At 52.0% G+C, this 23,719-nt stretch carries 27 protein-coding genes; 14 read left to right on the top strand and 13 right to left on the bottom strand.

Annotated elements, in window-relative coordinates:
* Positions 1–59: 59 nt before the first annotated feature.
* The 6 genes from HOM51_13385 (at position 60) to HOM51_13360 (ending at position 5,348) form a co-directional block, all read left to right on the top strand.
* Positions 60–1,502 carry a sulfatase-like hydrolase/transferase gene (locus tag HOM51_13385; protein ID MBT5035500.1) on the top strand — a complete coding sequence of 481 codons (1,443 nt, stop codon included), beginning with the start codon at positions 60–62 and terminating at the stop codon, positions 1,500–1,502.
* The gene (locus HOM51_13380; GenBank protein ID MBT5035499.1) at positions 1,502–2,998 is read left to right on the top strand and encodes a hypothetical protein; all 1,497 of its coding nucleotides are present in this window, start codon (positions 1,502–1,504) and stop codon (positions 2,996–2,998) included. The genes HOM51_13385 and HOM51_13380 overlap by 1 nt, the downstream gene beginning before the upstream one ends.
* Entirely contained in the window at positions 2,995–3,153 is a 159-nt protein-coding gene (locus HOM51_13375) for a hypothetical protein (GenBank protein ID MBT5035498.1), read from the top strand. Before HOM51_13380 ends, HOM51_13375 begins: the two co-directional genes overlap by 4 nt.
* 106 nt (positions 3,154–3,259) lie before the next feature.
* The gene (locus HOM51_13370; protein MBT5035497.1) at positions 3,260–3,547 is read left to right on the top strand and encodes a YciI family protein; all 288 of its coding nucleotides are present in this window, start codon (positions 3,260–3,262) and stop codon (positions 3,545–3,547) included.
* 24 nt (positions 3,548–3,571) lie between these two features.
* Positions 3,572–4,435: an NmrA family NAD(P)-binding protein gene (locus HOM51_13365; protein ID MBT5035496.1), complete on the top strand. Its 864-nt coding sequence runs from the start codon at positions 3,572–3,574 to the stop codon at positions 4,433–4,435.
* A gap of 4 nt (positions 4,436–4,439) precedes the next feature.
* Entirely contained in the window at positions 4,440–5,348 is a 909-nt protein-coding gene (locus tag HOM51_13360; GenBank protein ID MBT5035495.1) for an amidohydrolase family protein, read from the top strand.
* Here the strand turns inward: HOM51_13360 and HOM51_13355 are convergent.
* Genes HOM51_13355 through HOM51_13340 form a run of 4 tightly spaced genes read right to left on the bottom strand, consistent with a single transcriptional unit; the run spans position 5,343 to position 7,932 of the window.
* Complete coding sequence (locus HOM51_13355; GenBank protein MBT5035494.1) at positions 5,343–6,200, bottom strand: formate/nitrite transporter family protein; 858 nt, start codon at positions 6,198–6,200, stop codon at positions 5,343–5,345. The genes HOM51_13360 and HOM51_13355 overlap by 6 nt on opposite strands.
* Before the next feature lie 8 nt (positions 6,201–6,208).
* Positions 6,209–7,183 (bottom strand): hypothetical protein, encoded by a 975-nt coding sequence (locus tag HOM51_13350; GenBank protein MBT5035493.1) that lies wholly within the window; start codon positions 7,181–7,183, stop codon positions 6,209–6,211.
* A gap of 22 nt (positions 7,184–7,205) precedes the next feature.
* Positions 7,206–7,517: a hypothetical protein gene (locus HOM51_13345; GenBank protein ID MBT5035492.1), complete on the bottom strand. Its 312-nt coding sequence runs from the start codon at positions 7,515–7,517 to the stop codon at positions 7,206–7,208.
* 31 nt (positions 7,518–7,548) lie between these two features.
* Entirely contained in the window at positions 7,549–7,932 is a 384-nt protein-coding gene (locus tag HOM51_13340; GenBank protein ID MBT5035491.1) for a hypothetical protein, read from the bottom strand.
* A 241-nt stretch (positions 7,933–8,173) separates the two neighbouring features.
* Here HOM51_13340 and HOM51_13335 point away from each other — a divergent pair, with 241 nt between their 5' ends.
* Complete coding sequence (locus HOM51_13335; protein ID MBT5035490.1) at positions 8,174–9,340, top strand: MFS transporter; 1,167 nt, start codon at positions 8,174–8,176, stop codon at positions 9,338–9,340.
* A gap of 60 nt (positions 9,341–9,400) precedes the next feature.
* Here HOM51_13335 and HOM51_13330 read toward each other — a convergent pair whose 3' ends face one another.
* Positions 9,401–9,610 (bottom strand): hypothetical protein, encoded by a 210-nt coding sequence (locus tag HOM51_13330; protein ID MBT5035489.1) that lies wholly within the window; start codon positions 9,608–9,610, stop codon positions 9,401–9,403.
* 117 nt (positions 9,611–9,727) lie between these two features.
* On the opposite strand from HOM51_13330, the gene HOM51_13325 reads away from it, so the two are divergent.
* Entirely contained in the window at positions 9,728–9,967 is a 240-nt protein-coding gene (locus HOM51_13325) for a hypothetical protein (GenBank protein MBT5035488.1), read from the top strand.
* A gap of 110 nt (positions 9,968–10,077) precedes the next feature.
* Positions 10,078–11,115, top strand: coding sequence for a hydroxyacid dehydrogenase (locus HOM51_13320; protein ID MBT5035487.1), 1,038 nt, complete (start codon positions 10,078–10,080; stop codon positions 11,113–11,115).
* A gap of 32 nt (positions 11,116–11,147) precedes the next feature.
* On the opposite strand, the gene HOM51_13315 is transcribed toward HOM51_13320, so the two are convergent.
* A complete protein-coding gene (locus tag HOM51_13315; GenBank protein ID MBT5035486.1) occupies positions 11,148–11,915 on the bottom strand; it encodes a potassium channel family protein in 768 nt (255 codons plus the stop codon).
* A gap of 106 nt (positions 11,916–12,021) precedes the next feature.
* Between HOM51_13315 and HOM51_13310 the strand changes: the two genes are divergently transcribed.
* Positions 12,022–12,498 carry a phosphate-starvation-inducible protein PsiE gene (locus tag HOM51_13310; protein ID MBT5035485.1) on the top strand — a complete coding sequence of 159 codons (477 nt, stop codon included), beginning with the start codon at positions 12,022–12,024 and terminating at the stop codon, positions 12,496–12,498.
* 7 nt (positions 12,499–12,505) lie between these two features.
* Here HOM51_13310 and HOM51_13305 read toward each other — a convergent pair whose 3' ends face one another.
* From HOM51_13305 to HOM51_13290, 4 genes are all read right to left on the bottom strand, one after another.
* Entirely contained in the window at positions 12,506–13,132 is a 627-nt protein-coding gene (locus HOM51_13305; GenBank protein MBT5035484.1) for a DsbA family oxidoreductase, read from the bottom strand.
* Positions 13,133–13,204: 72 nt separating this feature from the next.
* Entirely contained in the window at positions 13,205–13,975 is a 771-nt protein-coding gene (xth, locus tag HOM51_13300) for an exodeoxyribonuclease III (GenBank protein MBT5035483.1), read from the bottom strand.
* Positions 13,976–14,041: 66 nt separating this feature from the next.
* A complete protein-coding gene (locus HOM51_13295) occupies positions 14,042–15,310 on the bottom strand; it encodes a class I SAM-dependent RNA methyltransferase (GenBank protein MBT5035482.1) in 1,269 nt (422 codons plus the stop codon).
* Between the two features lie 2 nt (positions 15,311–15,312).
* On the bottom strand, positions 15,313–16,137 hold the full coding sequence (locus HOM51_13290; protein MBT5035481.1) for a metallophosphoesterase family protein: 825 nt from the start codon (positions 16,135–16,137) through the stop codon (positions 15,313–15,315).
* Positions 16,138–16,215: 78 nt separating this feature from the next.
* Here HOM51_13290 and HOM51_13285 point away from each other — a divergent pair, with 78 nt between their 5' ends.
* From HOM51_13285 to HOM51_13275, 3 genes are read left to right on the top strand one after another with little or no spacing between them, the layout of a single operon-like run.
* The gene (locus HOM51_13285; protein ID MBT5035480.1) at positions 16,216–17,055 is read left to right on the top strand and encodes a phosphoenolpyruvate hydrolase family protein; all 840 of its coding nucleotides are present in this window, start codon (positions 16,216–16,218) and stop codon (positions 17,053–17,055) included.
* 10 nt (positions 17,056–17,065) lie between these two features.
* Positions 17,066–18,313 carry a Tm-1-like ATP-binding domain-containing protein gene (locus HOM51_13280; protein ID MBT5035479.1) on the top strand — a complete coding sequence of 416 codons (1,248 nt, stop codon included), beginning with the start codon at positions 17,066–17,068 and terminating at the stop codon, positions 18,311–18,313.
* Positions 18,313–19,908: an FAD-binding protein gene (locus HOM51_13275; protein ID MBT5035478.1), complete on the top strand. Its 1,596-nt coding sequence runs from the start codon at positions 18,313–18,315 to the stop codon at positions 19,906–19,908. Before HOM51_13280 ends, HOM51_13275 begins: the two co-directional genes overlap by 1 nt.
* A gap of 2 nt (positions 19,909–19,910) precedes the next feature.
* Here HOM51_13275 and HOM51_13270 read toward each other — a convergent pair whose 3' ends face one another.
* Positions 19,911–20,384, bottom strand: a complete 474-nt coding sequence (locus HOM51_13270; protein ID MBT5035477.1) for a copper chaperone PCu(A)C — start codon at positions 20,382–20,384, stop codon at positions 19,911–19,913.
* Between the two features lie 138 nt (positions 20,385–20,522).
* On the opposite strand from HOM51_13270, the gene HOM51_13265 reads away from it, so the two are divergent.
* The gene (locus HOM51_13265; GenBank protein MBT5035476.1) at positions 20,523–21,506 is read left to right on the top strand and encodes an NADPH:quinone reductase; all 984 of its coding nucleotides are present in this window, start codon (positions 20,523–20,525) and stop codon (positions 21,504–21,506) included.
* A gap of 117 nt (positions 21,507–21,623) precedes the next feature.
* Here HOM51_13265 and HOM51_13260 read toward each other — a convergent pair whose 3' ends face one another.
* Together HOM51_13260 and HOM51_13255 are read right to left on the bottom strand one after the other, a co-directional pair.
* On the bottom strand, positions 21,624–22,841 hold the full coding sequence (locus HOM51_13260) for an alpha/beta hydrolase (protein ID MBT5035475.1): 1,218 nt from the start codon (positions 22,839–22,841) through the stop codon (positions 21,624–21,626).
* A gap of 77 nt (positions 22,842–22,918) precedes the next feature.
* Positions 22,919–23,671, bottom strand: coding sequence for a glucose 1-dehydrogenase (locus HOM51_13255; protein MBT5035474.1), 753 nt, complete (start codon positions 23,669–23,671; stop codon positions 22,919–22,921).
* Positions 23,672–23,719 lie beyond the last annotated feature (48 nt).

Below are 23,719 nucleotides of genomic sequence, written 5' to 3'. Positions count from 1 at the left end.
TTGTTAACGGAGACGAATTTCGTACAATGGGGGACCATAAATTTCCTCCGAAGTGAGACATGCCAACACCTTCGAACCTAATATTTATTCTGACGGACAATCATGCCAGATCCATGGCGGGCTGTTATGGCCACCCTATGGTCAAGACCCCGAATTTGGACCAGATCGCAGACACAGGCGTTAAATTTGAAAATGCTTATTGCGCCAGTTCGTTGTGTTGCCCTTCTCGGGCAGCCATGGCGACCGGGTTATATCCCCATCAGACAGGGTACTGGGACAATGCTTTAGTATTTGATGGGCGTCACGCGTCCTGGCACGGGCAGTTGCGGGATCGGGGATATTCAGCTGTGGCCATCGGCAAGCTGCATTACCTTTCCCAAGAGATTGATCAGGGCTTTAGCGACGAAATCGTCACCATGCACATCGTAAAAGGGACGGGTGACTTGATTGGCCTGTTGCGAGCGACGGATGAGGGCGTGCCTGTTCGTCCTCCATTCAGAGAGATGTATAATCAATCAGGCGAAGGGACAGCACCTTACCAGAACTATGATCGGGATGTGACCGCTGAGGCGGTGAAATGGCTTAAGAACGAAGCCCCAAAGCAGGACCATCCTTGGGTTTTGCTGGTCTCCTATGCGAGCCCGCATCCACCATTCTCAGTTCCCAAACGATTCTTCGATATGTACCCCATGGAGGATGTGCCGATGCCAGTGCAATGGGAGGGCACAACCCGGCCCGATCATCCCGCACTCAACCATACTCGGCGGTTGGATTGGTTGGAGGAGCCGTTTAGTGAAGAACTCGTCCGTCGGACAGTCGCTGGTTATTGCGGACTAGTGAGCCATGTCGATGAACAAATTGGCGAAGTAATGGAGGCAGCGCGGACGCTTGGAATGATGGATGATACCCGCATCCTTTATACCAGTGACCATGGCGAAGCCGCAGGCAATCACGGCCTTTTGGGGAAGACCACGCTCTATGAGCATTCTCTGGGTGTCCCGCTGCTGATGTCGGGGCCTGACATCCCAGTGGGGCGGGCGATCAAGGAAGTCGTGTCGCATGTGGACCTGTATGAAACTATACTCGACTCCACTGGCTGCCCCACAGGCACCCCTGATCATTTGCGCTTTGGAAACTCATTGTGGCCAATGATCGAAGAGACACCAATGGATCGATTGGGCTTTGCTGAAGTACATGTTAAATCAACCAAGAACGCGGCATTTATGGTGCGGGACGGGGATATGAAGTTAATCTTCCACGTCGGCGCGCCGAGCCAGTTGTTTGATTTGGGGAATGATCCGCAGGAAACCAACGACCTCGCGCAAAACCCTGCCTATAAGGAAACCCTTGAAGAATTGCAACGGGAGCTTCGGCGCATCGTTGACCCTGATGCCGCTAATGTTCGTGCGAAAACAGATCAACTGGCTCATGCCCTTAAACATGGTGGCCCCCAGGCCATTCGCAGCGAACAAAACATTGTCGCCAGCCCGCCACCAGTTTAATGAATTTTTATAAGCTACAAAATTGGATTTTCCTTTCCGTCGCAATTGTCGGGGTGACTTATCTCGCGCTGATCGTCGGTTGGTACGCTTCGCTGGATACGTACGTCGATCACGCGTTGCCCAATATTGCGATTAGATCGTGGCGTTTGCTGAGCGGTCTCGATCTTTATTATTCAGCCGAGTCCATTAATTTCATGGCCGGTGTTTACGGGCCGTTGTTGAATATCGCCAACGGGCTGATTTTATGGATTTTCGGTGGCAACTTGGCGACGAGCAATCTGGCTGGCGGGATTGCTTTGTTTGTCGGATTGGCTGCGATTTCCCTGCATTTATTCAGAACAAGCGATCGCGATGTCGCCGCCGTTGGTGTGATCATGTTCTTAGGGATAATTTTTGCGGTTTCACCGCTGTCTTTTTGGACGCGACCTGATCCTTTTATTTTAATGCTGGTCTGTGTCGCAGTGGCCTCTAGCGGGCTACAAAAATATGGAACCTATGCTCCTCACGCTGCAGTGGCGGTGTGTATTGGCCTCGCGGTAAATTTCAAGGCGCACGCTTTTATTTATTTTATTCCCATCGTCTTTCGGTATTGCGCCGCGCGTTGGTATGTTTCTTGGCCGTTGATGGCGGTCTTATCGGTCGGGGTTTTTCTATTGCCGTTTGGATTGCCGTCCATATCTCTGGAACTTTATTTGGGTCGGTTATTTGATATGGTTGGCGGTCGAACAATTAGTCTCGATCTTCTTCGTACAGTGCTTAAGTACTCAACCCTTTTCTTGTCGCCGATAATTGCCCTTGCCGCCGTTTGGTGGTGGGCTCGTCCCCGGATCGAAGTCAGAAACATATGGTACCTGGGGACCTTCATCCTCAGCATTTGCGTTGGGATATATTCAGCGTCCGTTCCCGGCGCAGGCTGGTACCATTTGTTGCCCTTCGTTCCGGCTAGCGTTGATTTGTTTTCAAAATTTGCCCAATCCCTGAACGACAATCCGGCACCTAGGATGGGAATTTTAGGCGTTTTCTTCCTGGTGTTTGTCATTATCAGTATTACTCCGCAAAAGCGTTTATGGCGCACCTATGACCGACTTTCGGCGATGAGCCCTGTTGCAGACGAAATTAGAGGTATCCTTAAAAAATATCCGGGGAAAAGCATCGAAATGGGGTACGGCCGAGATGTTGCGGTAACGTACAGCCTGACGAACCCGCGGCCATTGCTCGCATTTGCAGGAAACCCAACGACGGTTACAGGGCCAAGCGCCATGGAAATGCGATATCAAGGCAAGCCTGTTTCAACTGTTCTTCTTGAGCATATCCGGGGCTGTAAGACGGATCTTTGGTTAATTCCCAAAGCGGAGCGCCCGTTTGCCATGAATAATTATTTCAAGAACGAACCCGCCTTTTGGGCTGAGTTTCAAGAAGCGTTTAGCGCTGCGTATGAACGTCGGACAGCGTTAGATTATTTCGACGTTTGGGCCTGTAAGGGTTCGCATAAATGAAGTTGACCCAGCAAGAAAAACGCCGACTGATCATCGGACTTGTGCTCATCGTTGGCATGATTGTCCCGATGATGCCGACTGTAGCCAAGATCTACGGCCTGCCTGATGTGTGGGCCTCTATTTTTTCCTATGTCGGGATCAGCGTCGATAAATAAGCACCTTTAAAAATTCGGCACTATTCTTACTCTCCGTGTGTGTTGTATTTCGTATATTACACGCTAGCATGACTCCAAGATGAATGTTCCATACAGGGGGATGTAAATGCTGTTTGCGATATTTTGTATTGATAAACCAGGGATGGCGGAAAAACGCGCTGCTGTCATGCAACCGCATCGGGACTATCTTGCGCAGGCATCGGTCAAGATCGTGATGTCAGGGCCCTTAGTTGATGATGATGGCGAAACCGTTGTGGGTAGTCTCTACGTTGTGGAAGCAGCAGATCGAGCCGAAATTGAGGCGTTTCAAAAAGATGACCCCTTGGTCGCAGCCGACCTTTGGGAATTGGTTGAGGTGCGCGCCTTTTCAAAGCGCGTCGACAATCGGGATTAACGAGACGAAAAAGGATAAAGCGACATGATTGGTGTATTAGGCGGGACCGGCGTAACCGGTTCTCAGGTGGTGGCAGCGCTCAAGGCGAAGGGTGCGGATTTTAAGTGTATTGTGCGCGATCCTGCTGCAGCAGCGGAAAAATTGGGCGGGGATGTTAATTTGATTCAGGGTGATCTAAGCGATCCCAGCAGTTTGGATGCGGCGTTCGCCGGACTTGATACGCTTTATCTCCTGTGCGGTCACAGCCCGAAACTGGCGGAAATGGAACTCAATGGTTTGGAAGCGGCAAAGCGCGCTGGTGTTTCTTACTTAGTTAAATCTTCGGGTAGTGAAAAAGGCGTCACCGCAGATGCGCCGTCTGAGATCATTCGCAACCATTACGTCGTCGAACAAGAAGTCCGCAAAGGCGCCATCGATTGGGCGATTAGCCAGCCTAATTTTTTCACGAGTAATCTAATGAACATGGCGGCTCCTGTTGTCGCCATGAATAAGCTGATTACGGCTCTGCCAAAAGAAACGGTTATTTCCATGGTTCACCCGGCGGATGTCGGTGAGTGTGCTGCGGAACTGCTGACGAATAAGTCTTACCAAGGTGCTGCCTATTATCTCGCCGGGGCTGCTGTGACCATGGAAGACGTTGTTAACACGATGTCGGATGTTCTGGGCCGGGAAATCGAATACGTTCAAGTGCCGCCGGAAGCCGCAAAGAAAGCCATGGAAGACAAAGGCATGCCAGATTGGTTGATTGCCCACATGGGGGGAATGATGGGATTTGTTGCCAAAGGCGGCATGGCCCATGAAAGTGAGTGGGTTCAGAAATTGACGGGACACGCGCCCCGAACACTGAAAGAATGGCTTGAAGCCAATAAAGGCGCATTCGGGGGCTAACCATATGATTCCAATATTAGATTCGCACCACCATATTTGGCGTCATGCCGACTTGCCGTGGCTGAACGGGCCTGAGGTTACACGCGTCTTTGGCCCTTACGAGGGACTGCGCCGGGATTATTTGATGGAAGATCTGATGGCCGATATGGCGGGCTCAGGTATCGTTGGATCGGTTTATCTGCAGGTCAATTGGGCCCCGGAACAAGCCGTTGATGAAGCGGCTTGGGTGCAGAGCGTATCGGACCGCCTGGGGTGGCCACATGGCATTGTCGCTTATACCAATTTCTTCGATGACGATTCTCCTGAAACATTGAAAAAACTAAGCGCATTTCCGAAAATGCGAGGCATTCGTCATCAACTCCATTGGCACGAAAATGATCTTTATCGCATTCAACCCCGCCCGGATGTCATGAACGATACGACTTGGCGCAAGAATTTTGCGCGGCTTCAAGACTATGGCTGGTCGTTTGACTTGCAGGTCTTTGCCTCACAAATGAAAGATGCGGCCAAGCTCGCGGCGGACTATCCTGGAATTCCTCAAATCCTCCAGCACGCAGGCATGGCCGAAGATCGCTCCCCCGAAGGGTTGGCTCTCTGGCGCGACGGCATGAAAGCGCTGGCGGATCAGCCCAATGTATTCTGTAAGCTGTCCGCCTTCGGCACGTTTATTCACGAGAATTCAGAAGACCACATCGCCGAATTGATTGGTCAGACGTTGGAAATCTTCCCACCGGAACGGTGCTTGTTTGGTTCCAATTATCCAATTGAAATGCTGTGGACGCCATATGCGCCCATCGTTACGGCCCACCGGAAGGCAATCGCTCATTTACCAGAAGCTGATCAACGGGCGATCCTGCATGATACCGCCGTTGGGGTGTACAAGCTCGAAGGGATGGCGGCTGAGCCTTTATGAGTCGGTGTCGCGCAGGTAGACGATCCAATAAACCAGTGCGACGAACACGCTGCCGCCAACAATGTTTCCTAAAGTGACGGGAACCAAGTTCCCGATAAAGCCGCTGAGGGTGATGCCGTTTGTTGCTGTGAAATAGCTCATCAATCCGGTCGCCGATGAGTCGCCGACGCTTGCCAGATAGCCGATGGGGATAAGATACATGTTGGCCACCGAGTGCTCGAATCCCAACGCGACAAAGGCTGAGACGGGAAAAATAATTGCCAGAATTTTTCCGGTCACGGTGTGGGCGGCAAAACACAGCCAAACAGCAAGGCAGACCAGGGTGTTACACAGCACCCCCCTTAAGAAGGCTTCCATAAACGGTAACTGCACTTTGCCGTGGGCGATTGCTTTGGCTGTTTCGCCAAGTGCTCCATCGCCAAGTGATAGAATTCCGGACCAGTAAACGATCAACGCTGTTGCCATTGCACCAACAAAATTTCCGATGTAGACCAGCAGCCAATTTCGCATTAGTTGATGAGTGCTGATTTTATTTTCAGCCCACGCCATGACGATAAGGTTGTTGCCGGTAAACAGTTCTGCACCCGCTATAACGACGAGAATAAGCCCGAGGGAAAACGCAATCCCACCCAAGAGTCTTTGGGGTCCGAACCCCATTCCACTGTCGGTAACGACAAGCGTATAAAACATGCCGCCAAAGGCAATAAAGGCTCCAGCCAACACGGCTAGAACCATCGTCTGTAATACAGGCAAGTGAGCTTTCTTGACGCCTGCCGTTTCAATCCTGGAAGCGATTTCCGGCGGTGCGTAAGCATCGATGTCGATAGACCTGCGTTGGGGCGTTTCGTCCATTACAGCTCTCAGCGCATCATTTTCTTGGCGAAGACAACAACGAAAAGTGCCAAGATAAAGGTTCCGGAGAAAGCCTCAATTGTCGCAATAAACCGTGCCAAGCCAATTGGTGTAATGTCGCCGTACCCCAGTGTCGTAAATGTAACGACGCTGAAATAAATGCAGTTCCCCAATGCGAGCACGTTTTCGGTCAAATCTTTATCCGGGCGGAAAACAATGGCCAAACCTTCATTATCAATTCCAAGAAAGAAATAAAACACGGCACAAAACAGAATTAAGACAATTGAGATGCCGATCACCCGTGCCGGGCTTTCGCCATAGGCACACATGAAATCCACCATCTTGGAAAGCAATCGTTTGCTGGAAAGCAATGGTAATTGATGCCTTCGGGCGATCATTTCTCGGTAATAGAACTGGCCCGCTTCTTCGAACTGACCTTCCGCTTCGCAGACGGTGCAAAGTGCACGATAAGTTTCCTCGGCTTGCTGATAATAATCGAGCGCTTCCTCATGTTGGTTTTGCTTAATCGCGATCTCAGCCAAGTTTTCTTGACGAACTTTGTCGCCCCATTTTGTGTGCTCGATCCTGGCCTTGGTCATATCTGCGCCCAAGATGTCGGTGTCCCGCATGTCCGCAAAATTTAGATTGGCATGCCGGAAATCAGCTTTAAGAAGCGCGCTTCCCTTTAGGTCAATATTGTAAAGATGTGCACCGCGGAGGTTGGCGTGATTGAGATCAGCATTGGTAAGGTTGAAGCCTTCGTCGCTATCCTTATTGACCAGATCAATATTTTCCAGATCGGCGTAGCGTAACGAAAACCCTTCCATAGGTTTGCCGCTTTTTGCCCAGGCTTCCAAATCTCGGCGGTCCCGGGGCCGGTTCTTGGTTTCGTTTGGATCGTGCCAGTGGCACAAATCATCATTCTCAGCCGTGCCGGGGCATCGTTTGTTTGTCGTACCGACGAAGGAACATTGTTTGGGCATGCAGAGATTCCGTTAGGTCAGATTAGCAGATCTTATGACGCCGTTCGAGTTCCAGTGTATCCAGTTCTTCCTGCCATTCTTGTTTTTTCTTTTGCGGGAGATACTGACTGGGGTCGCGGCTTACGAAAACCATCCCATCATCTTCAATGTCATCCTCGTCTGGATTATACTGACTGTGGCGAAATTCAATACCCCACAATAATGTGCCAATACCAAAGCAAAGGCCCCCTGCAACCGTCACCCAATGGGACACATACCCCCCAACAAGCAGCAATATAATGCCAACTGTATTTAAGATTAAGGCGCTGAGCCTGCGTTTGGGATTAACTTCCATTTATATCCTAACTTTGGTCTTGGACGGATGCCTACAGGGCTTTTTTCAAGCTTTGAACATAGGCGATAATATCTTCTAAATTATCCTGGTTAACCTCGAATTGTGCAATAGTAGGTGTGTCCTTTGTCGATCGTGCGACACCATCAACCTGTACGAAAGGGGGGTGCGGTGGTCGAAGGTAGAATGTTCGAAAGCGTACCAAAACGGACTGTTCATTCTGTTGCATCATTCTAGCAAAAACCCGAAACGATGGTGTGCTGCCAATGCCGCCAAACCTATTATTGCCGACGACATGGCACCTGGAACAGGGTTGTTCGGCAAATTTCAGGCCTCTGGTGGCAATTCCATCTGCGAGGACAGGCTGGGAGAGCATGAAAAGGCCGATTGCGAGCGCCAACCAACCAAACTGTTTCATAACCTTCGATTGAGCTGCCTGTGAATTCATGTGAAAAATCAAAGCACAATTTAGCGCCCAGGACAATTGGCCGAATATACCAACACATAGCGGCAATGTGTATTAAGCGTATGGTGTGACCTGTCTTTCCCGCATAGACTGGCGCGCGCTCGACTAATCCCGCCTGAGGAAAATCAACGTGTCTAACGAACAACCAAAAATTTCGGCCTACCTGCCTTGGATCATTCTTATATCGGGTGCCATGTGCGTCCTGATAATTTTTGGCGTTCGTGCCAGTTACGGGCTGTTCTTAAAACCCCAGAGCTTGGAATTAGGCTGGGGACGGGAAGTGTTTGCCTTCGCCATCGCCATGCAAAATCTGTTGTGGGGTGCATTTCAACCATTTGCTGCAGCGTTTGCAGATAAAGCAGGGGCGGGAAAGAGTATTTTCATCGGCGGCATCCTCTTCGTGGTTGGGCTTCTTACGATGATGCATGCTACCGATCCTCTGACCTTTCAACTCAGTGCTGGCGTGATTATCGGTATGGCACAGGCAGCTGCAGGAAATGTAATTATCATTGGCGTTGTCGGGCGGGTTATGCCCCCGGAGAAACGAACTTGGGCCATCGGCATCGTAATTTCAGTCGGCGCATCTGGGCAGTTCTTGATCGTGCCATTGAGCCAGCTTTTACTCACAAATTACGGATGGTCTGCGACGTACGGGCTGCTGGCTCTTCTGGCCTCCATTGTTATCGCTATGTCTTTCGTGATCGGAAGGGTCGAAAAACGCATTGCGCCACCCAAGAAAGCCGGAGGAGAGAGCTTTACCTTACGCGCAATCCTAGCCGAAGCATCGCGCCATAACGGGTACCGATTGCTGGTTGCGGGCTTTTTCGTGTGTGGTTTTCATGTCGCCTTTATTAGTGTGCATCTGCCCGCTTACCTCACTGATTTGGGGATGCCTACTGGCACAGGGGCGTGGTCGCTGGCATTAATTGGGTTCTTTAATGTTGTTGGTAGTTATGTGTCTGGGGTTCTTTCTGGACGCTATCGAAAAAAGTATTTGTTGAGTGGGCTTTATACGTGTCGGGCTTTTATCATCTTGGCTTTTATTATGTTCCCCATCAGCAATGTAACCGTGTTCATCTTTTCAGCGCTTATGGGTTTCTTTTGGCTCAGCACCGTCCCGCCAACCTCTGGCATCGTTGCGCAGATTTTTGGCACGCGGTACATGGGGACGTTGTTTGCCATCGTTTTCTTTAGCCACCAAGTCGGAGCCTTCTTTGGGGTTTGGCTGGGCGGTTACTTCTTCGATAACTTTGGGTCATACATGCCTGTTTGGTGGGCGGGGATCGCCTTGGCCTTGACCGCAGCCGCGCTTCACGCCCCCATAAATGACGAGGCCGTTCCCCGGTTCGCAAACGGATAACTATGCCTGACCTCAGGAATGAGAGGCGAGGAATGATCCTGGGTGTCGAAAGACGGCTGATTAAGCCGCCTTTTCACCGTAGGCTTGCCACATCCGGTGATCGAGAAGAGCCGTTTCTGACAACAACATGGTTTTTGTTCTGAGACCGTAGGCCACGATTTCAGCATGTTGCGGAAGGCCAGGCATGTCGATTACGCGTTCGACATTCCAAACAGTTCCCGGTGCTTCAGGTCTAAAAAATTTATCGCCGCATTTTACAGTTTGAGCCATGATGCTCCCCCAGATTTTTGAGTCTTGTCGCAGTGTGTTGATTCTATGGAATAACTTAGCGGATAATGGTTTCTCGATTATTAACAGCCTTTCTGAATAAATAAGGTAACGTGTTTTATGTCTCTCACGGTCACGCTGATCGCTCTTGCCATCGCGGCAGCTGTATTCGCGTTTTCTCTTTGGATGGACCGGCGGGAATACGAACCGGGGGCGCTTAGGTATCCGGCGAAAGTATTTCTATTTGTTAGCCTGCTGGTGGTGATCGCCTTGTTGGCGCATGTTATTGGCTTGCTGACGGGTCAGCCGATAAAACCTCGGCGATTTAGTGAGGTTACGCTCCTTCTGTCTTTATATTAATCCTCTCACCACGGTGCTTGCTGTACTCGATAAAAACATGCTTTTTATTCTTGATCCGGTGGATTTTAAAATTTGGTTTAACAACTTAACGACGCAGGGTCTGTTGAAAAATGGCTAACTTGGTTTATTTCGAAAATTGGATGGACCCGATAGGGCCTGAAACGATCAGCGCATCAAGCTCCATCGAACTCATGAAAATGTTGTTTTCCGATGATCCTGGTCAGACATGGCGGGTTCTAGAGACAGCACATGGGTATCAGTGTCTACCCTCGACGGAAACAGAAGAGCAATTTTACCCAAGCGCTGACTTTCTGACACGCTGTCCCAACCTGTTAGCGATATCAGTAAGTGGTGCCGGCTATGATATGGTTGATGTTGATGCCTGCACAGAAGCGGGCGTATTGGTTGCCAATCAATCTGGCGCCAATGCGGAATCGGTCGCCCAACACGTCATTGGTTTGATGTTGAGCCTCGCCAAACAAATTATCCAGACAGACCGAGCCATTCGTCGTGTTGACCGCAATTGGACCCGGTGGGATTACGTTGGGAGTGAGTTAACGGGCCGCACCCTTGGCATTATTGGGCTTGGCAAAGTTGGGCGACGGCTTGCGGAAATTGCAAAAGTATTTTCAATGAATGTCATTGCTTATGATCCTTACATTACGGATGACGATTTCATTGAGCGTGGCGCAATGTCCGTTACGCTGAAAGACTTAATGTCCAAATCCGATTTCGTTTCAATCAATTGTCCGCTCACGGAAGAAACAAGGGGTATGATTGGCGAGCCTGAATTCGATGCCATGAAACCAAGTGCTATCTTTATATCGACGGCGCGGGGTGGAATTCACGATGAAGTGGCCCTAGAAAATGCCATCGCGACAAAGCGATTAGCGGGCGCAGGCGTTGACGTCTTCAACGCGGAACCTCCTGCACACGATCACCCGTTGATGAGGTTCGAAAATGTCATCGCCTCTCCGCACAATGCCGGCGTGACTACGGATTGTATGTTTAATATGGCCAAATGGGCGGCGGATCAGTGGATCAATATATTTGACGGAAAACGCCCCCAAAGGTTCATTAATCCAGAGGTGTGGCCAAAGTTTTCGGAACGATATTCGGAAATTATGGGAAGGCCGGTCGCAGGCTAATTTCCTCATTGTGTTAGGTGCCGCGTGGCGGGCTATGCCCCTTCCGTCTCAATATTAATGACATCGCCACAGTGCTTACAGTGGACCGCATCCAGTTCATGGCGGGTCAAGCCGCAGGTGTTACAGCGCACATGTGCTTTCTGTGGGCGAAAGATTGTTTGCACCAAGCGTAGAAACAGCGCCACCCCAAAGACCATGATAAAGATGGCCAGGACCTTACCCAATTTGCCTTCTGGTGTGATGTCCCCAAAACCTGTGGTGGTCAGTGTCGCGACAGTAAAATATAGCGCGTCGGTGTAGGTCTCAATGCCCGGATTAATGCGCACTTGAAACACATACACCAGGGCCGTAAATACAAAGATGAAGACAAATAGATTAAGTACACTTTGTAGGACTTGTTCGTTTCGGGCAAAGAACTTATATCGCGTGCGAAGGTCGATCAGAACGCGATAGGACCGAATGAGTCTCAAGGTTCGCACCACCCGCAAGAACGCAAAATTCTCCAACACCAGCGGCACCAGTAAGGTCGCAATCACAATCAAATCGGCCAGCGTCATGAACTGGAATAGAAATCTGCGTCGGCTTTCCGCGATCCAGAGCCTGACGACAAAGTCCACAATTAAGACACCAGCGATGCAGAAATCGATTACCAAGACGATGGGTGTCGCCGGAACCATGCTGGAGGCAACAAAGAAGCTTATCGTCACGATATCAAAGCATAACAACGCGTAGCGAAATAGAACTGCTCGCTTGGCACGACCGTGATACAATAAATGGGCAGATTTTTTTAGTTTTTGCATAGGTTGGAATCATACTCCCCCCGACGCATGAGGGGAAGCATCCACCATAATATCATTGCTTAATAGCAAGAACATAAGCAAGGTTAGGGATAGGGAGTCCCTAGAAATGGCGTCAATTCGTCGGTTTAAATACGCGTCTAAGCGCACTCAGGATTTTATCGAACTTGTCGGCCACGTATGTGTCGAAAGTTTTCATTTGCTGGCCTTGTTTGCCATTGGTGCGACAATTGTCTGGGCAGCAGCGTTTACTTTCCTGGGCATGGTAGATGGCGGGCGCGCCTCGATCGAGGATGTCTTGCTGCTGTTCATCTACTTAGAACTGGGCGCGATGGTTGGGATTTATTTCAAGACCAACCACATGCCCGTGCGCTACATGCTCTATGTCGCAATTACCGCACTGACCCGTTTGCTCATTGGATTGGTTAACGAAGAACACCATCCCTCAGATTATGCAATTTTGATTGTGACTACAGGCATTTTATTCTTGTCAGTAGCTGTGGTCATCCTGCGATACGGGTCCTACAAGTTTCCCGCAGCGAAGGTGGATGACGAAGATACCGACTTAGTTGACGCTGAATCGTAACGGAATTTTAGTCCGTTTTCTTCTTCGCACCGATGGATTCAAGCATGCCCGCAATAGCTTCATAGGGCTGCGCGCCAACGCAGCCTTGGCCGCCTGCAACAAAGGTCGGAACACCGGTAACGCCATACTGCCGGGATTTATTCCAGTCCGCATCCACTGCATCTTTGAAGGTGCGATTTTCCAGTACGTCCTTGGCAGCGTCCACGTCTAGCCCTGCTGATTTGACCAAGGCCAACAACACGTCAGGGTCGCCAACATTACGGTTCTCGACAAAGTAGGCCTGATAGACCGCCATGTGATAGGCATCGCTGTCAGGTTGCGTGTCGGCCCAGATACCCAGTTCCTGGGCAAGGCGACTGTTGTAGGTATGGGAACGGTCGTTGAAGGGCAGGTTTTCTGTTTCCATCAAGCCACGCATGCGGTCGTTTTTGGCCTGAATATCCTCGGGTCCACTGCCGAACATGGCCTGCAAAGTGCGGCCTTCAGAAGGTGTGTCCGGATGCAACGGAAAGTGCACCAACTTAACCGTGATGTCGTAATTTTCTTTAAGTTTTTCAATACGCCCGGTACTGAGATAACACCACGGTCACACGTAGTCGCTGAAAACTTCCAGCTCAATAGGCTCGTCTGCCATTGTTTAGGTTCCCTCTATGTCTGCTGCGACGGAGAATGCCACGGCGAATGTCGCACCGCAAGGTTTGGAAGATTAAGTGATCTCCAGCACCACCGGACAGTGATCAGACCCCATTTGATCGTTGAGGTAGGTCATGTCTGTGACTTTGCCCATGGTTGCTTCATCGACGAAGAAATAATCGATCCGCCAGCCGACGTTTCGGGCCCGGGCACCTGATCTCATATGCCACCATGAATACATCACTGTTTCCGGGTTGTTGTGGCGATAGATATCAACCCAGCCGTTTTCGATGACTTTGCTGACCCAAGCGCGTTCCTCAGGCAGGAAGCCGATGGATTTCATGTTGTCTTTGGGTCGGGCGAGATCAATTTCTTCGTGGGCGCAGTTGACGTCACCAGCCCAGATTACGGTTTGCCCGGCGTCGCGAAGATCATTCACATAGCCCAAGAACTTTTCATAGAAGACGAGCTTATCATCCCACGCGGCTTCGGACTTTCCGCCGTTGGGGAAGTAGACCCCAAAAATCGTGGTGTCGCCGAGATCGATCCGTCCAATGCGACCCTCGGTATCATCGAACCCTGGCATGCCGGTGGAGAATTCAGCGCCTTCTGCGAGGCTTCGTTTTACCCACGTACTAACCCCGGAATAGCCCTTCTTTTCGGCCGAATGGTAGAACTGAGCATAGTCCGGGTTCTCGGTCAGGTGTTCGGATAGCTGGTCGCGGTTGGCCTTGGTTTCTTGCAGCAGCAACACGTCCGGGTCTTGAACCGCTAACAAGACATCCAATTCGCCCTTCTTCTCAATGGCGCGAATGCCATTGACGTTCCAGCTAATAATTTTCATGAAATCCGCTCGTTATTTAATTCTAAACTACTGCCACGATACCCGACACGATTTGGCTCCGTCCAGCTAATCTCTCTGGAAATGTCCAACCAATTCCACGTGCGCCGTCCATTTGAACTGATCAACCGGCGTCACGTCGACCAGTTTGTAGCCGCCATTGATCAGAATCTCCGCGTCGCGGGCGAAGGTCGCTGGATTGCAGGAAACCGCGACGATGGTTTTAACTTCTGACGTTGCCAACTCGTAAGTTTGTTCCTTGGCTCCTGCCCGTGGAGGATCAAAGACCACAGTATCAAACCCATTTAGTTCATTGCTCAGCAGAGGATGCCCGGACAGATCGCGCTTTTCCACTGTTACTGGTTTTAGCCCTGGGGTGTGGCGGGCGGCGTGGGTGAGCGCTTCGACAGCAGGCCCCCATCCATCCACGGCGGTAACAGCGGTCTGTTCCGCCAAGCGAAGGGCAAAGGTGCCGATGCCGGAAAATAAATCAGCGGCACGTTTGGCGGTGCCGACTTTTTCCAAGACCAACCCGGCAAGGGTTTCTTCCCCGGCCACGGTTGCCTGCAGGAAACCGCCAGGCGGCGGCGTGATGTCGGCAATGCCGAATTTTAGGATTGGTCGTCTGCGTTCAGCGACAGCTTCACCGCCAACGGAAACACGCGCAAGGTCGTGATGCTCTGCGAGTTCGCCTAAGTTCATTCGCGCATCGAGTGATAGTTCTTTTATTCCTCGAATATCACAATCGAGCCCGGAATTCGTCGCGGTTATTTGAATGTCGAGAGAACCTGATAAATCTGGAATTGCACCGCCCAAAGCGCGCGCAAGCTCAGGAGCTTGTTTAAGCGGAGGTGCGAGAATTGGGCACGCGTCAATTTCAATCAGGTCATGACTGCCGGCGCGCATGAACCCGGCGTCGAGGGCCCCGCTTTTGCTCCGGACATGGAGGGTCGTCCGACGGCGCCCGGCGCCATGGGCATCCACAAGGTTTGCGACGGGGGCCGCGATCTCTCTGTTCCTAAGCGCCGTTTCAACAGTGCCGCGTTTCCATTCGACGTATTTATCCTGGCTCAAGTGCTGCGTCATGCAGCCGCCACAGCGGGTGAAGTGGGGGCAGAAGGGCTCGATTCGATCTACTGACGGGTTGGTGATTTCATTGCCATCGCGCCGAATGGTGACTGTTTCCCCTGGCAGAGAGAAGGGGATATAGACAGGACCCGACTCTAACGACGCCACCCCATCACCATGCCGCCCAAGATGGGTGATGGTAAATTGTTTACCGTCCTTGGGCCCGGCGGGCTTCGCTTTGCGTTCACGGTTCTTACGTTTTTTCCGCATCATTAGTTCCAAGTCAGGGATAAAGGTTCGAGACGTTGGCCCGTCTCAGCCGTTTCTTTTTCAGGCAAGACATCGGTGCTTGGCCAATGCCCGCTTGCAAGCGCATCAGCATACGCCGTCAGGCCTTCCCGGCGCATTTCATCGGCAGCAATTTCGTAGTCGTAAGTTAAAGGATGAGTTGAAATTTTTAGACCACCGTCTACAGGTTCAATAATCGCATACCAAACCCTGTTGGTTCCATCATTGGCGGGAATACCGACCGCGCCACTGTTGAGCCACAACTTATCACCAATAATCCGAGCGAACGGAATGCCACTGTGTCCGGCCAAGATGCCATCGCATTCAGCCTCATTCATGGCGCTGTTTAGATGATCGTTCGGGCAAGAGGGGAATATAAATTCGTTGATAACGCTGAGCCCGCCATGAACCACGCGTAATCTTTTATTGCCAATGATCGCGGTGAGGGTGCGGGGCAGGGTGCCCATCCAGCTTTTGGTTTCCGTGCTCAGTTTTTCGCGGCAGAAGGTATACCACTGCTGAGACATCAGATCGCAGGCCGTGCCGTCTTCAAACCCACAGCCGCAATCATCTGCATCCGCTGCCAAGTTTTCTTCGCAGTTGCCCAAGATTGTTGCGACATCTTTATGCCGAACTAGGTCCACAGTTTCCTGGGGCTGAGCGCAATAGGCCGCGAGGTCGCCGGTGCAGACCATGCGGTCCGAATTGAAGCCCAAGCGCTCCGCTTCGCCAAACAATGCTTCCGTCGCTTGTAAGTTCCCATAGGTTCCACCGAACAGCAGCAGCCCCTTATCGAATTGAATTTCCAACTAACGTTTCCCTCTTATGGTCTTGGCGGGTAATCTATTCGGAAATGGGAGCGACGAAAAGACGGAGGAGGGAAGATCATGGGAAAATATACCAAAGACGAAATTAATGCGCGGCTGCGGGCTGAAGTGAATTCAGGCCGAGCGGTCTACGATGCGCTGTGTGGTACGGGCATTACGGCCAAGATGGCGGCGCGCGGTGGGGCTGATTTAGTCACCACGTTTAACTTGGCTTACTATCGTATGCAGGGGCTAAGTTCCATGGCGGGGTATCTCCCGATTGGCGATGCCAACGCGATTACCCTGGAATTGGGCGAACGCTCGATTCTGAATGTGGTCAAGGAATGCCCGGTGATTGCGGGCGTCCTGGGTGTTGATCCGACCCGCGATATGAAACGGTTTGTCGATAAATTGGCCGATGCTGGGTTCGACGGCATCATGAACTGTCCAACGATCGCGCTGATTGATGGCAAGTTTCGGAAAGACCTGGAAGAGACCGGCATGGGCTATCAGCTGGAGATCGAGGTTTTGGGCTATGCGTCGCGCAAGGGTCTCTGGACTAAATCGTTCTGTACATCGCCAGACGAAGCGATCTACATGGCCAACAGTGGCGTCGATAATATCATCGTTCACTTTGGCAACTCATCCGGCGGTACCATTGGTTCAACAAGCGTGATGGAGCGAGAAGAGGCCGTCGCCCGCGCTGCGGCAATCTGTGATGTCGTCTGTGAAAAATACCCGGATGTCATCATCACCTGCCACGGCGGTGGCATTGAAACGCCTGAGGATTTCACTGCATTTTTGGAAAGTGAGCCGCGTTTGGACGGTTATGTCGGTGGATCTTCGGCAGAACGTTTCCCGGTGGAAGAGTCCGTGCCGAAAGCGACACAAGGCTTCAAGAACGTCAAGCTCAAGAAATAGGGCGGCGGTGATGCCTCAGACTAAGGTTGCCGTTCTCTCGACCCTCGACAGCAAGGAAGACGTCGTCGCGTTTTTCTGTGATGTCGTTGAGAAGGCCGGTGGTGATCCCTGGCTGATGGACTTATCGCTTAGGCCTCACGACAAACAAGGTGCTGCCGTCGGTGGACGTGAGATAGCCGAAGCGTCGGGTACAACCTGGGATGCTCTGGACAAGATGTCTCGCGCTGAAGCCGCCGAGACCATGATCATCGGCGCCACGGAGATTCTAAAACAAAAATTTGAAGCGGGTGATATTGGCGGAGTCGTCGGAGTTGGCGGTGCCAACGGCTGCACCATGTCGTGCGGCATGATGCGCGCACTGCCGCCTTTGTTCCCGAAAGCCATGGTGACGCCCGTGGCCGCAACCGCAGCAGTGCAGTGGTATGTCGCGCAAAGCGATATCGCCATGTATCCGACCATCGGCGATATTTCGTTAAATCGGATTACCCGAGAAGCGATGACAAACGCGGCGCATGCGATTGTTGCCCAGGCAGAAGCTTGGCGCGCACGGTCAGATGATAAAAAATCACACCCTCCACTGATCGGCGTTACGTCTTTTGGCAATCTGCAAAAATGCGTTGATCGAGTGACGGCGCGTCTTGAGGACGAAAACTTCGAGGTCATTCATTTTCATTCATCCGGGCCTGGTGGCAAGGCGTTGGAACAACTGTCCAGGATCGGCGAATTGGCAGGTGTAATAGATATTACCACCAGTGAGTTGACCGATCTTTTAACTGGCGGCGTCTATAGCGCAGGGCCTGAGCGATTGACCGGTGCCGGTGCCGCAGGCCTGCCTCAAGTCGTGGTGCCCGGTGCCTTGGACATGACCAACTGGTGGGTTGGCGAGGTGCCCAAACGCTACCACGACCGGGAATTCTATCAGTACAACGTCGAAATCTTGTTGATGCGCACCAACGTCGAAGAAATGGCGATGCTTGCCCGAATGATCGCCCGCCGCCTCAACGAAGCCAAAGGACCGGTTACGGTCATGGTGCCGACGCAGGGCTTTTGTCAATTCACAGACCACACCGCCCACGATATCGACGGCAAGGAAACAGGTCCCTGGTTCCGACCGGAAACGGACGAGGTTTTTGCTAAAGTCTTGCGCGAAAGCCTTAAGCAGGGAGACATCAATGAATTCGATCTGCATGTGAATGACCCGGCTTTCGCTGATGCCTGTGTGGATGAGTTTTTACGGCTGATGAAGAGCGACGCCTGATGGAATTCGACTACATCATTATTGGTGCGGGGTCTGCCGGATGCGTTCTTGCCAATCGTTTGAGTGCCGATGGCAAATCGCAGGTCTGTCTTTTAGAGGCGGGCGGCGAGGATCGAAATCCGTGGATTCATATCCCTGTCGGTTATGTCAAGACGATGGTCGATCCAAGCGTGAACTGGTTGTTTGAAACCAAGCCACACGAAGCCACGGGCAATCGGAATATTCCCGTTCCGCGTGGCAAGGTGATGGGCGGATCAAGCGCGATTAACGGCATGCTCTATGTGCGGGGGCAGGCGCGGGACTACGATACCTGGGCGCAACAAGGATGCACTGGCTGGTCCTATTCAGATGTCTTGCCTTACTTCAAGCGTTCCGAAAACCGCGAACAAGGAGACGATGACTATCATGGGGTCGGCGGCCCGCTGAATGTTACCTACCACAGGGAACGCTATCCGGTTCTGAATCGGGTGATAGACGCGGGTGGGGAACTCGGTTATCCCACGCACCACGACTATAACGGCGCTTCGCAAGCTGGATTTTCACATTATCAGGTCACTCAAAAGAATGGTCGGCGATGGAGTGCGAAGAACGCATTTATTAATCCGATCCGGAAGCAGCGGCAGAACCTTCGGATTGAGACTCGCGCATTTGTAAAAAAGGTTCTCATCGAAGATGGGAAAGCGACTGGGGTTATCTATGAACAACACAGCCAAGAGCTGACGCTAAAAGCGCGATGCGAAGTAATATTGGCGGCGGGTTCGGTGCAGTCGCCACAACTGTTGGAACTGTCAGGAATTGGCCAGGGTGACCGGCTCCAGGAACTCGGTGTTGAGATAATAAACGATTTACCAGGTGTCGGCGAAAACCTTCATGACCATTATATTTCACGCCTCTGCTGGCAGCTTAAAAATGTTACCAGCCTGAATCAGCGCACCCGTGGTCTACCTCTTGTCGGGGAAGTGCTCAAATATCTATTGTTCCGAAAGGGGGCGCTGACCGTTCCTGCTGGCATGGTCGCCGGTTTTGTCAAAAGCAACCCGGATTTGGATGAGCCGGACATCCAATATCATATTGCCAACGCAACCTTCAAAGACCCAAAGAAGCGCGTGTTTGATCGGTTCCCCGGGATGACCATTGGGCCCTGTCAGATGCGCCCAGAAAGTCGGGGACATGTTCACGCTGTCTCTCCAAATTACCAAGACGCGCCGGAAATTGCGCCAAATTTCTTAACGCATCCGACGGACCGCGCCGTCCATGTGGCAGGCATGAAGATCGCACGGGAAATTATGGCGACCGATCTCATGCGGTCGGTTATCGTGACGGAAACAGTTCCGGGTGCAGAAGTCGTGGACGACCAAGCCTTATTGGACTTCGCAGCTCATAATGGGGCGACGATTTATCACCCGGTTGGGACTTGTAAGATGGGGATCGATGACAGGGCCGTGGTTGACCCGGAACTCCGCGTCCGCGGCGTCAAGGGGCTGCGTGTCGTTGATGCCTCAGTAATGCCGCGCCTGACCAGTGGCAACACCAACGCCCCGGTCATCATGATCGCGGAAAAGGCTGCTGATATGATTATTGCTGCCAATCGGTGAGTTTATTTATTGTGCCCCATGTGGCCATTACTCGTGGCTGATTTGGCACCAACGCCCAGGATTGGGACGTGGATGGTCTTTTCCCCCGCATTCTTGAAGGTCAGCCTTAACATAAATTTTCCGCCCTTCTTCAGCGGTGACTTCAACCCCATCAGCATCACGTGATAACCGCCCGGTTTTAGCTCGGCCATGCCATTAGAAGGAATAGAGATGCCACCTTTGACTTGGCTCATGTGCATCATGCCGTCTTTCATCGTATGGCCGTGAAGTTGAGCTTTCTTGGCGACGTCCGTTTTGGCCGACAGCAGGACGTCGGCTTGTTTGGCGTGATTCTTAACGGTCAAGAAAACGGCACCATTGCGGGCAGGGCCAGCTGAGGCGCGGGCAAATGCATTGGAAATTTCCAGTTCACTGGCTGTTGCGTTATTGGCACTCGATAGCAATAGAATAAAGGCCGCAAGGAAGACTACTTTCATGATTTTATCCGAACGTTAAATTTGATCGGGAGTTTAGTCCCATCTATCCCTATGTAAATAAAATTCACTGCGGTTGACCTGTGTTCCTCTATCAATCTACCGTGAGGAAAGTAAAATTCTAACAGGGAATAAATTGCCATGCGCGCTGCATATTACGAAAAATTGGGAACTGCTGCTGATGTCTTGACGGTGGGAGAGGTGGAAACACCTGCGCCAGCGCCCGGAGAAATCCGCCTACGAATGCAGGTCTCAGGTGTTAACCCGTCTGACACCAAGGCGCGTCTAAATGGCCGTGGCGGCGGCATGCCTTTTCCCTTTATCATTCCCCACAGCGATGGCGCGGGCGTAATCGATGCGGTTGGTGAGGGCGTTGGCGCGGATCGCGTGGGCCGCCGAGCCTGGGTCATGAATGGGCAATACGGTCGGGCACTGGGAACGGCAGCGGAATACATCGTGTTGCCGCAGAAATTTGTGATTGATCTGCCGGATGGTGCGGACATCGCCGAGGCCGCCTGTTTCGGTATCCCTTTCCTGACCGCTTGGCGGGCGGTGACCATGATGGGGGATGTGACAGGCAAGAACGTTCTCGTCCAAGGCGGGGCCGGGGCCGTCGCTCACCACGCAATTCAAGTTGCAAAGCGGAATGGGGCTAAAGTCCTGACCACCGTCAGTTCCCCAGAAAAAGCTGACTATGCCTTGGCGGCAGGGGCAGACGAGGCGTTGAATTACAAAGACGATGATTTCGTCCAGCAGCTTCTTAGTAAGACGGATGGTAAAGGGGCCGACCTGATTATCGAAGTCAATCTAGCCGCCAACGGTAAGACCTATGGTGAGGTCTTGGCAGAACGGGGATCAGTGGTGATTTATGGAACGACGGCACCGATGGCGGAAGTCCCTGGCATGGCTTTCATCCGCAAGGGGGCGACGCTCAAATGGTTCATCGTCTATGAAATTACCGATCAAGAACGAGATGAAGGGGTCGCCGAATTGAACGCGATGCTGGCCGAAGGCGCGCTGACCACGACCATCGCGGAACGGTATGGGCTGGATGATGTAGTTGCTGCCCATGAAGCGGTCGAAAAAGCCGCTCACATGGGCAACGTGGTTCTGGATATCGGCTAGCCCTTCGAGACGCGCTCAAGTGAGCGCTCCTCAGGATGAAGAGAGAGGTGCATTTAAATTTTCTTCATGGTGAGGAGCGCGTATAACGCGCGTCTCGAACCACGCTGAGTGGGTGGCCTAGAAGTACGCTTGACCAGGCCCCACTGGCGGCGTCCATTCGCAGTCGCCGAATGGTCCATCTCCACCGGCTTCAACGTAGGCGACCCGGTCTTTGTTGGTCTTACCTTCCAATAATACCCGGCTGAGCCAATCGATGATGTATTGGTGGCAATCTAATTTGCCTAAGTTAGGAATGCCCCAAAGCGGATGGAACTGATCTTCGATCACCCACATTTCGCGATCACAGGTCAGGTCACCAAAAACCTCCACCGCGTCTTCCAGCGGACACAGGGGATCAAATTCGCCGGTAACCAATAACGTCGGGCATTCGACTTTGTCGGCGTAGCCTTTGACGGTCATCTTCGCCGCCATTTCATCGAACTCGTCTTCATCATCCATGCCCGCCATGTACATGAACTGTTGTTTAAACCGCGGTGACGATTGGCTGAAGATGGTGTTGTTGGGATTAAAACAGGCGACGCCAGAGGCCAACGCCGCCGCCCGGTGATCATAACTGCCGAGCCGCATGGACCAGAAGCTGCCCATGGACACGCCATAGATGCCGATCTTATCGGAAATCACTTCGTCGAGGCCTTCCAGATGGCTGATCACGGCGGCACCGGCACGTTCGTAATTATCACCAACTGCGCGAATTTTTTGCATGTTGGAATTACCCTGACCGGGGCCGTCCATGGTTAGGATATGCACGCCGCGCGTGGTGCCGGGGTTGCCCATGACTTTGGGAAACGCTTCCTTGGACTGGTCCATGCCGGGAACGTAAATTACGCAAGGAGCTTTGGGTTTTCCAGGCAACCAATGCATCAGGCAGGATATCGTCTTGCCGTCATCGAACGGCACTTCGACCCGCTCAACGGGGTAGGGCGCAACTTCGATTTGGCGGTCGACCATCTCGTTCAGTTTGCCGTAGAGATATAGTTTTACCGGGTTGTCGTCATAAAACACTGGATGCTGGGCCATGCGGTAGGCTTCGATGGCGTGACCGTAGTGCGCACAGGCAGTGGCGGTAAAGCCTTGGGCCTGGGCTTGTTTTCCCAAAGCCTCATCATGTTCACCTTTTTTGCGCCATTGCTTGGGCAACATACGATAGTTGTGGGCACGGGTTGGGGTTTCTAAATCATCCCGTTCAAAGTTCTGCACCCGACCGCGCATGTTAAGGGCTAAGTCTAAAATCCATTGTTGATTATCCCGCTTCGTGCGGAGTTTCTTGAGCGACATGATGGTTCCTTCCTGTCTTCGCCGAAAATTCAGAAAGGGAGTTTGGCGGAAGATTTAAGGTGAGTCTATGGCAAGTCTTAAACCGCTGTATATCCTCCATCGATCAACAAATCCGAACCGGTCATGAAGGACGATTCGTCGCTGGCGAGGAAAACTGCGCCGGGCGCGATCTCGTCTGGGGACCCCAGGCGCTCCATCAGGGTGAAATTATTCTGTCGGGCTTCTTCGGCACTGGCAAAATTTTTCACGTAACGCCCAGTTTCAACAGGCCCTGGCGATAGACTATTAACGCGGATGTTTTGTTTTGCGTGATCCAGGGCTAAGGCACGGGCCAAATTGATCATGCCGCCTTTCTGGGCGCAGTACCAAGGCCGCCCTGGCCTGGCGACTTGGCCCAATTGGGAAGCGACTAAAATGATTGAGCCCCCGCCACTGTCGGCAATGACAGGGATCGCGTGCTTGCAGAAGAAATAGGTCGCGTTCAGATTCACGTCCATGGTCCGCATCCAGCCTTCGGTGGGGATTTCAGTAATCGGCACATAGGGCAGATCATAGATCGCGTTGCTCACCAACGTGGTCAGGCCACCGAATTCCGTCTTCGCCATTTCAACCGCATCAACGAACGTTTGTTCGTTCGCAACATCGGCTTCAACCGCGATGGCTGTACCGCCGGCGTCGTTAATCTGTGCCGCGGTTTGTTTTACCGTGTCGCCATTTAGATCAATGCAGATGACGGAGGCGCCTTCGCGTGCGAAGAAGACCGAAATTGATTCGCCGATCCCAGCACCCGCACCCGTCACTATGGCCTTTTTGCCCTCTAGTCTTCCCATCGAATGATTTCTCCATTTTAAATTCTAGTTTGTAAATTCTATCAACCA

The sequence above is a fragment of the Rhodospirillaceae bacterium genome (genome assembly GCA_018660465.1).
Lineage (GTDB): Bacteria > Pseudomonadota > Alphaproteobacteria > Rhodospirillales > JABJKH01 > JABJKH01.
Note: the sequence above shows the minus strand (reverse complement) of the source record. Positions and strands in the feature narration are given on the sequence as shown.

What these genes read in the sequence shown, in the direction of transcription:
- HOM51_13265 (MBT5035476.1), top strand. Translation starts at nt 20,523, where the DNA reads ATGCGCGCTGCATATTACGAAAAATTGGGAACTGCTGCTGATGTCTTG.
- HOM51_13275 (MBT5035478.1), top strand. Translation starts at nt 18,313, where the DNA reads ATGGAATTCGACTACATCATTATTGGTGCGGGGTCTGCCGGATGCGTT.
- HOM51_13315 (MBT5035486.1), bottom strand. Translation starts at nt 11,915, where the DNA reads ATGCAAAAACTAAAAAAATCTGCCCATTTATTGTATCACGGTCGTGCC.
- HOM51_13365 (MBT5035496.1), top strand. Translation starts at nt 3,572, where the DNA reads ATGATTGGTGTATTAGGCGGGACCGGCGTAACCGGTTCTCAGGTGGTG.
- HOM51_13255 (MBT5035474.1), bottom strand. Translation starts at nt 23,671, where the DNA reads ATGGGAAGACTAGAGGGCAAAAAGGCCATAGTGACGGGTGCGGGTGCT.
- HOM51_13310 (MBT5035485.1), top strand. Translation starts at nt 12,022, where the DNA reads ATGGCGTCAATTCGTCGGTTTAAATACGCGTCTAAGCGCACTCAGGAT.
- HOM51_13320 (MBT5035487.1), top strand. Translation starts at nt 10,078, where the DNA reads ATGGCTAACTTGGTTTATTTCGAAAATTGGATGGACCCGATAGGGCCT.
- HOM51_13355 (MBT5035494.1), bottom strand. Translation starts at nt 6,200, where the DNA reads ATGGACGAAACGCCCCAACGCAGGTCTATCGACATCGATGCTTACGCA.
- xth (MBT5035483.1), bottom strand. Translation starts at nt 13,975, where the DNA reads ATGAAAATTATTAGCTGGAACGTCAATGGCATTCGCGCCATTGAGAAG.
- HOM51_13345 (MBT5035492.1), bottom strand. Translation starts at nt 7,517, where the DNA reads ATGGAAGTTAATCCCAAACGCAGGCTCAGCGCCTTAATCTTAAATACA.
- HOM51_13270 (MBT5035477.1), bottom strand. Translation starts at nt 20,384, where the DNA reads ATGAAAGTAGTCTTCCTTGCGGCCTTTATTCTATTGCTATCGAGTGCC.
- HOM51_13295 (MBT5035482.1), bottom strand. Translation starts at nt 15,310, where the DNA reads ATGCGGAAAAAACGTAAGAACCGTGAACGCAAAGCGAAGCCCGCCGGG.
- HOM51_13285 (MBT5035480.1), top strand. Translation starts at nt 16,216, where the DNA reads ATGGGAAAATATACCAAAGACGAAATTAATGCGCGGCTGCGGGCTGAA.
- HOM51_13330 (MBT5035489.1), bottom strand. Translation starts at nt 9,610, where the DNA reads ATGGCTCAAACTGTAAAATGCGGCGATAAATTTTTTAGACCTGAAGCA.
- HOM51_13280 (MBT5035479.1), top strand. Translation starts at nt 17,066, where the DNA reads ATGCCTCAGACTAAGGTTGCCGTTCTCTCGACCCTCGACAGCAAGGAA.
- HOM51_13375 (MBT5035498.1), top strand. Translation starts at nt 2,995, where the DNA reads ATGAAGTTGACCCAGCAAGAAAAACGCCGACTGATCATCGGACTTGTG.
- HOM51_13260 (MBT5035475.1), bottom strand. Translation starts at nt 22,841, where the DNA reads ATGTCGCTCAAGAAACTCCGCACGAAGCGGGATAATCAACAATGGATT.
- HOM51_13350 (MBT5035493.1), bottom strand. Translation starts at nt 7,183, where the DNA reads ATGCCCAAACAATGTTCCTTCGTCGGTACGACAAACAAACGATGCCCC.
- HOM51_13360 (MBT5035495.1), top strand. Translation starts at nt 4,440, where the DNA reads ATGATTCCAATATTAGATTCGCACCACCATATTTGGCGTCATGCCGAC.
- HOM51_13385 (MBT5035500.1), top strand. Translation starts at nt 60, where the DNA reads ATGCCAACACCTTCGAACCTAATATTTATTCTGACGGACAATCATGCC.
- HOM51_13340 (MBT5035491.1), bottom strand. Translation starts at nt 7,932, where the DNA reads ATGAAACAGTTTGGTTGGTTGGCGCTCGCAATCGGCCTTTTCATGCTC.
- HOM51_13380 (MBT5035499.1), top strand. Translation starts at nt 1,502, where the DNA reads ATGAATTTTTATAAGCTACAAAATTGGATTTTCCTTTCCGTCGCAATT.
- HOM51_13335 (MBT5035490.1), top strand. Translation starts at nt 8,174, where the DNA reads ATGTGCGTCCTGATAATTTTTGGCGTTCGTGCCAGTTACGGGCTGTTC.
- HOM51_13370 (MBT5035497.1), top strand. Translation starts at nt 3,260, where the DNA reads ATGCTGTTTGCGATATTTTGTATTGATAAACCAGGGATGGCGGAAAAA.
- HOM51_13325 (MBT5035488.1), top strand. Translation starts at nt 9,728, where the DNA reads ATGTCTCTCACGGTCACGCTGATCGCTCTTGCCATCGCGGCAGCTGTA.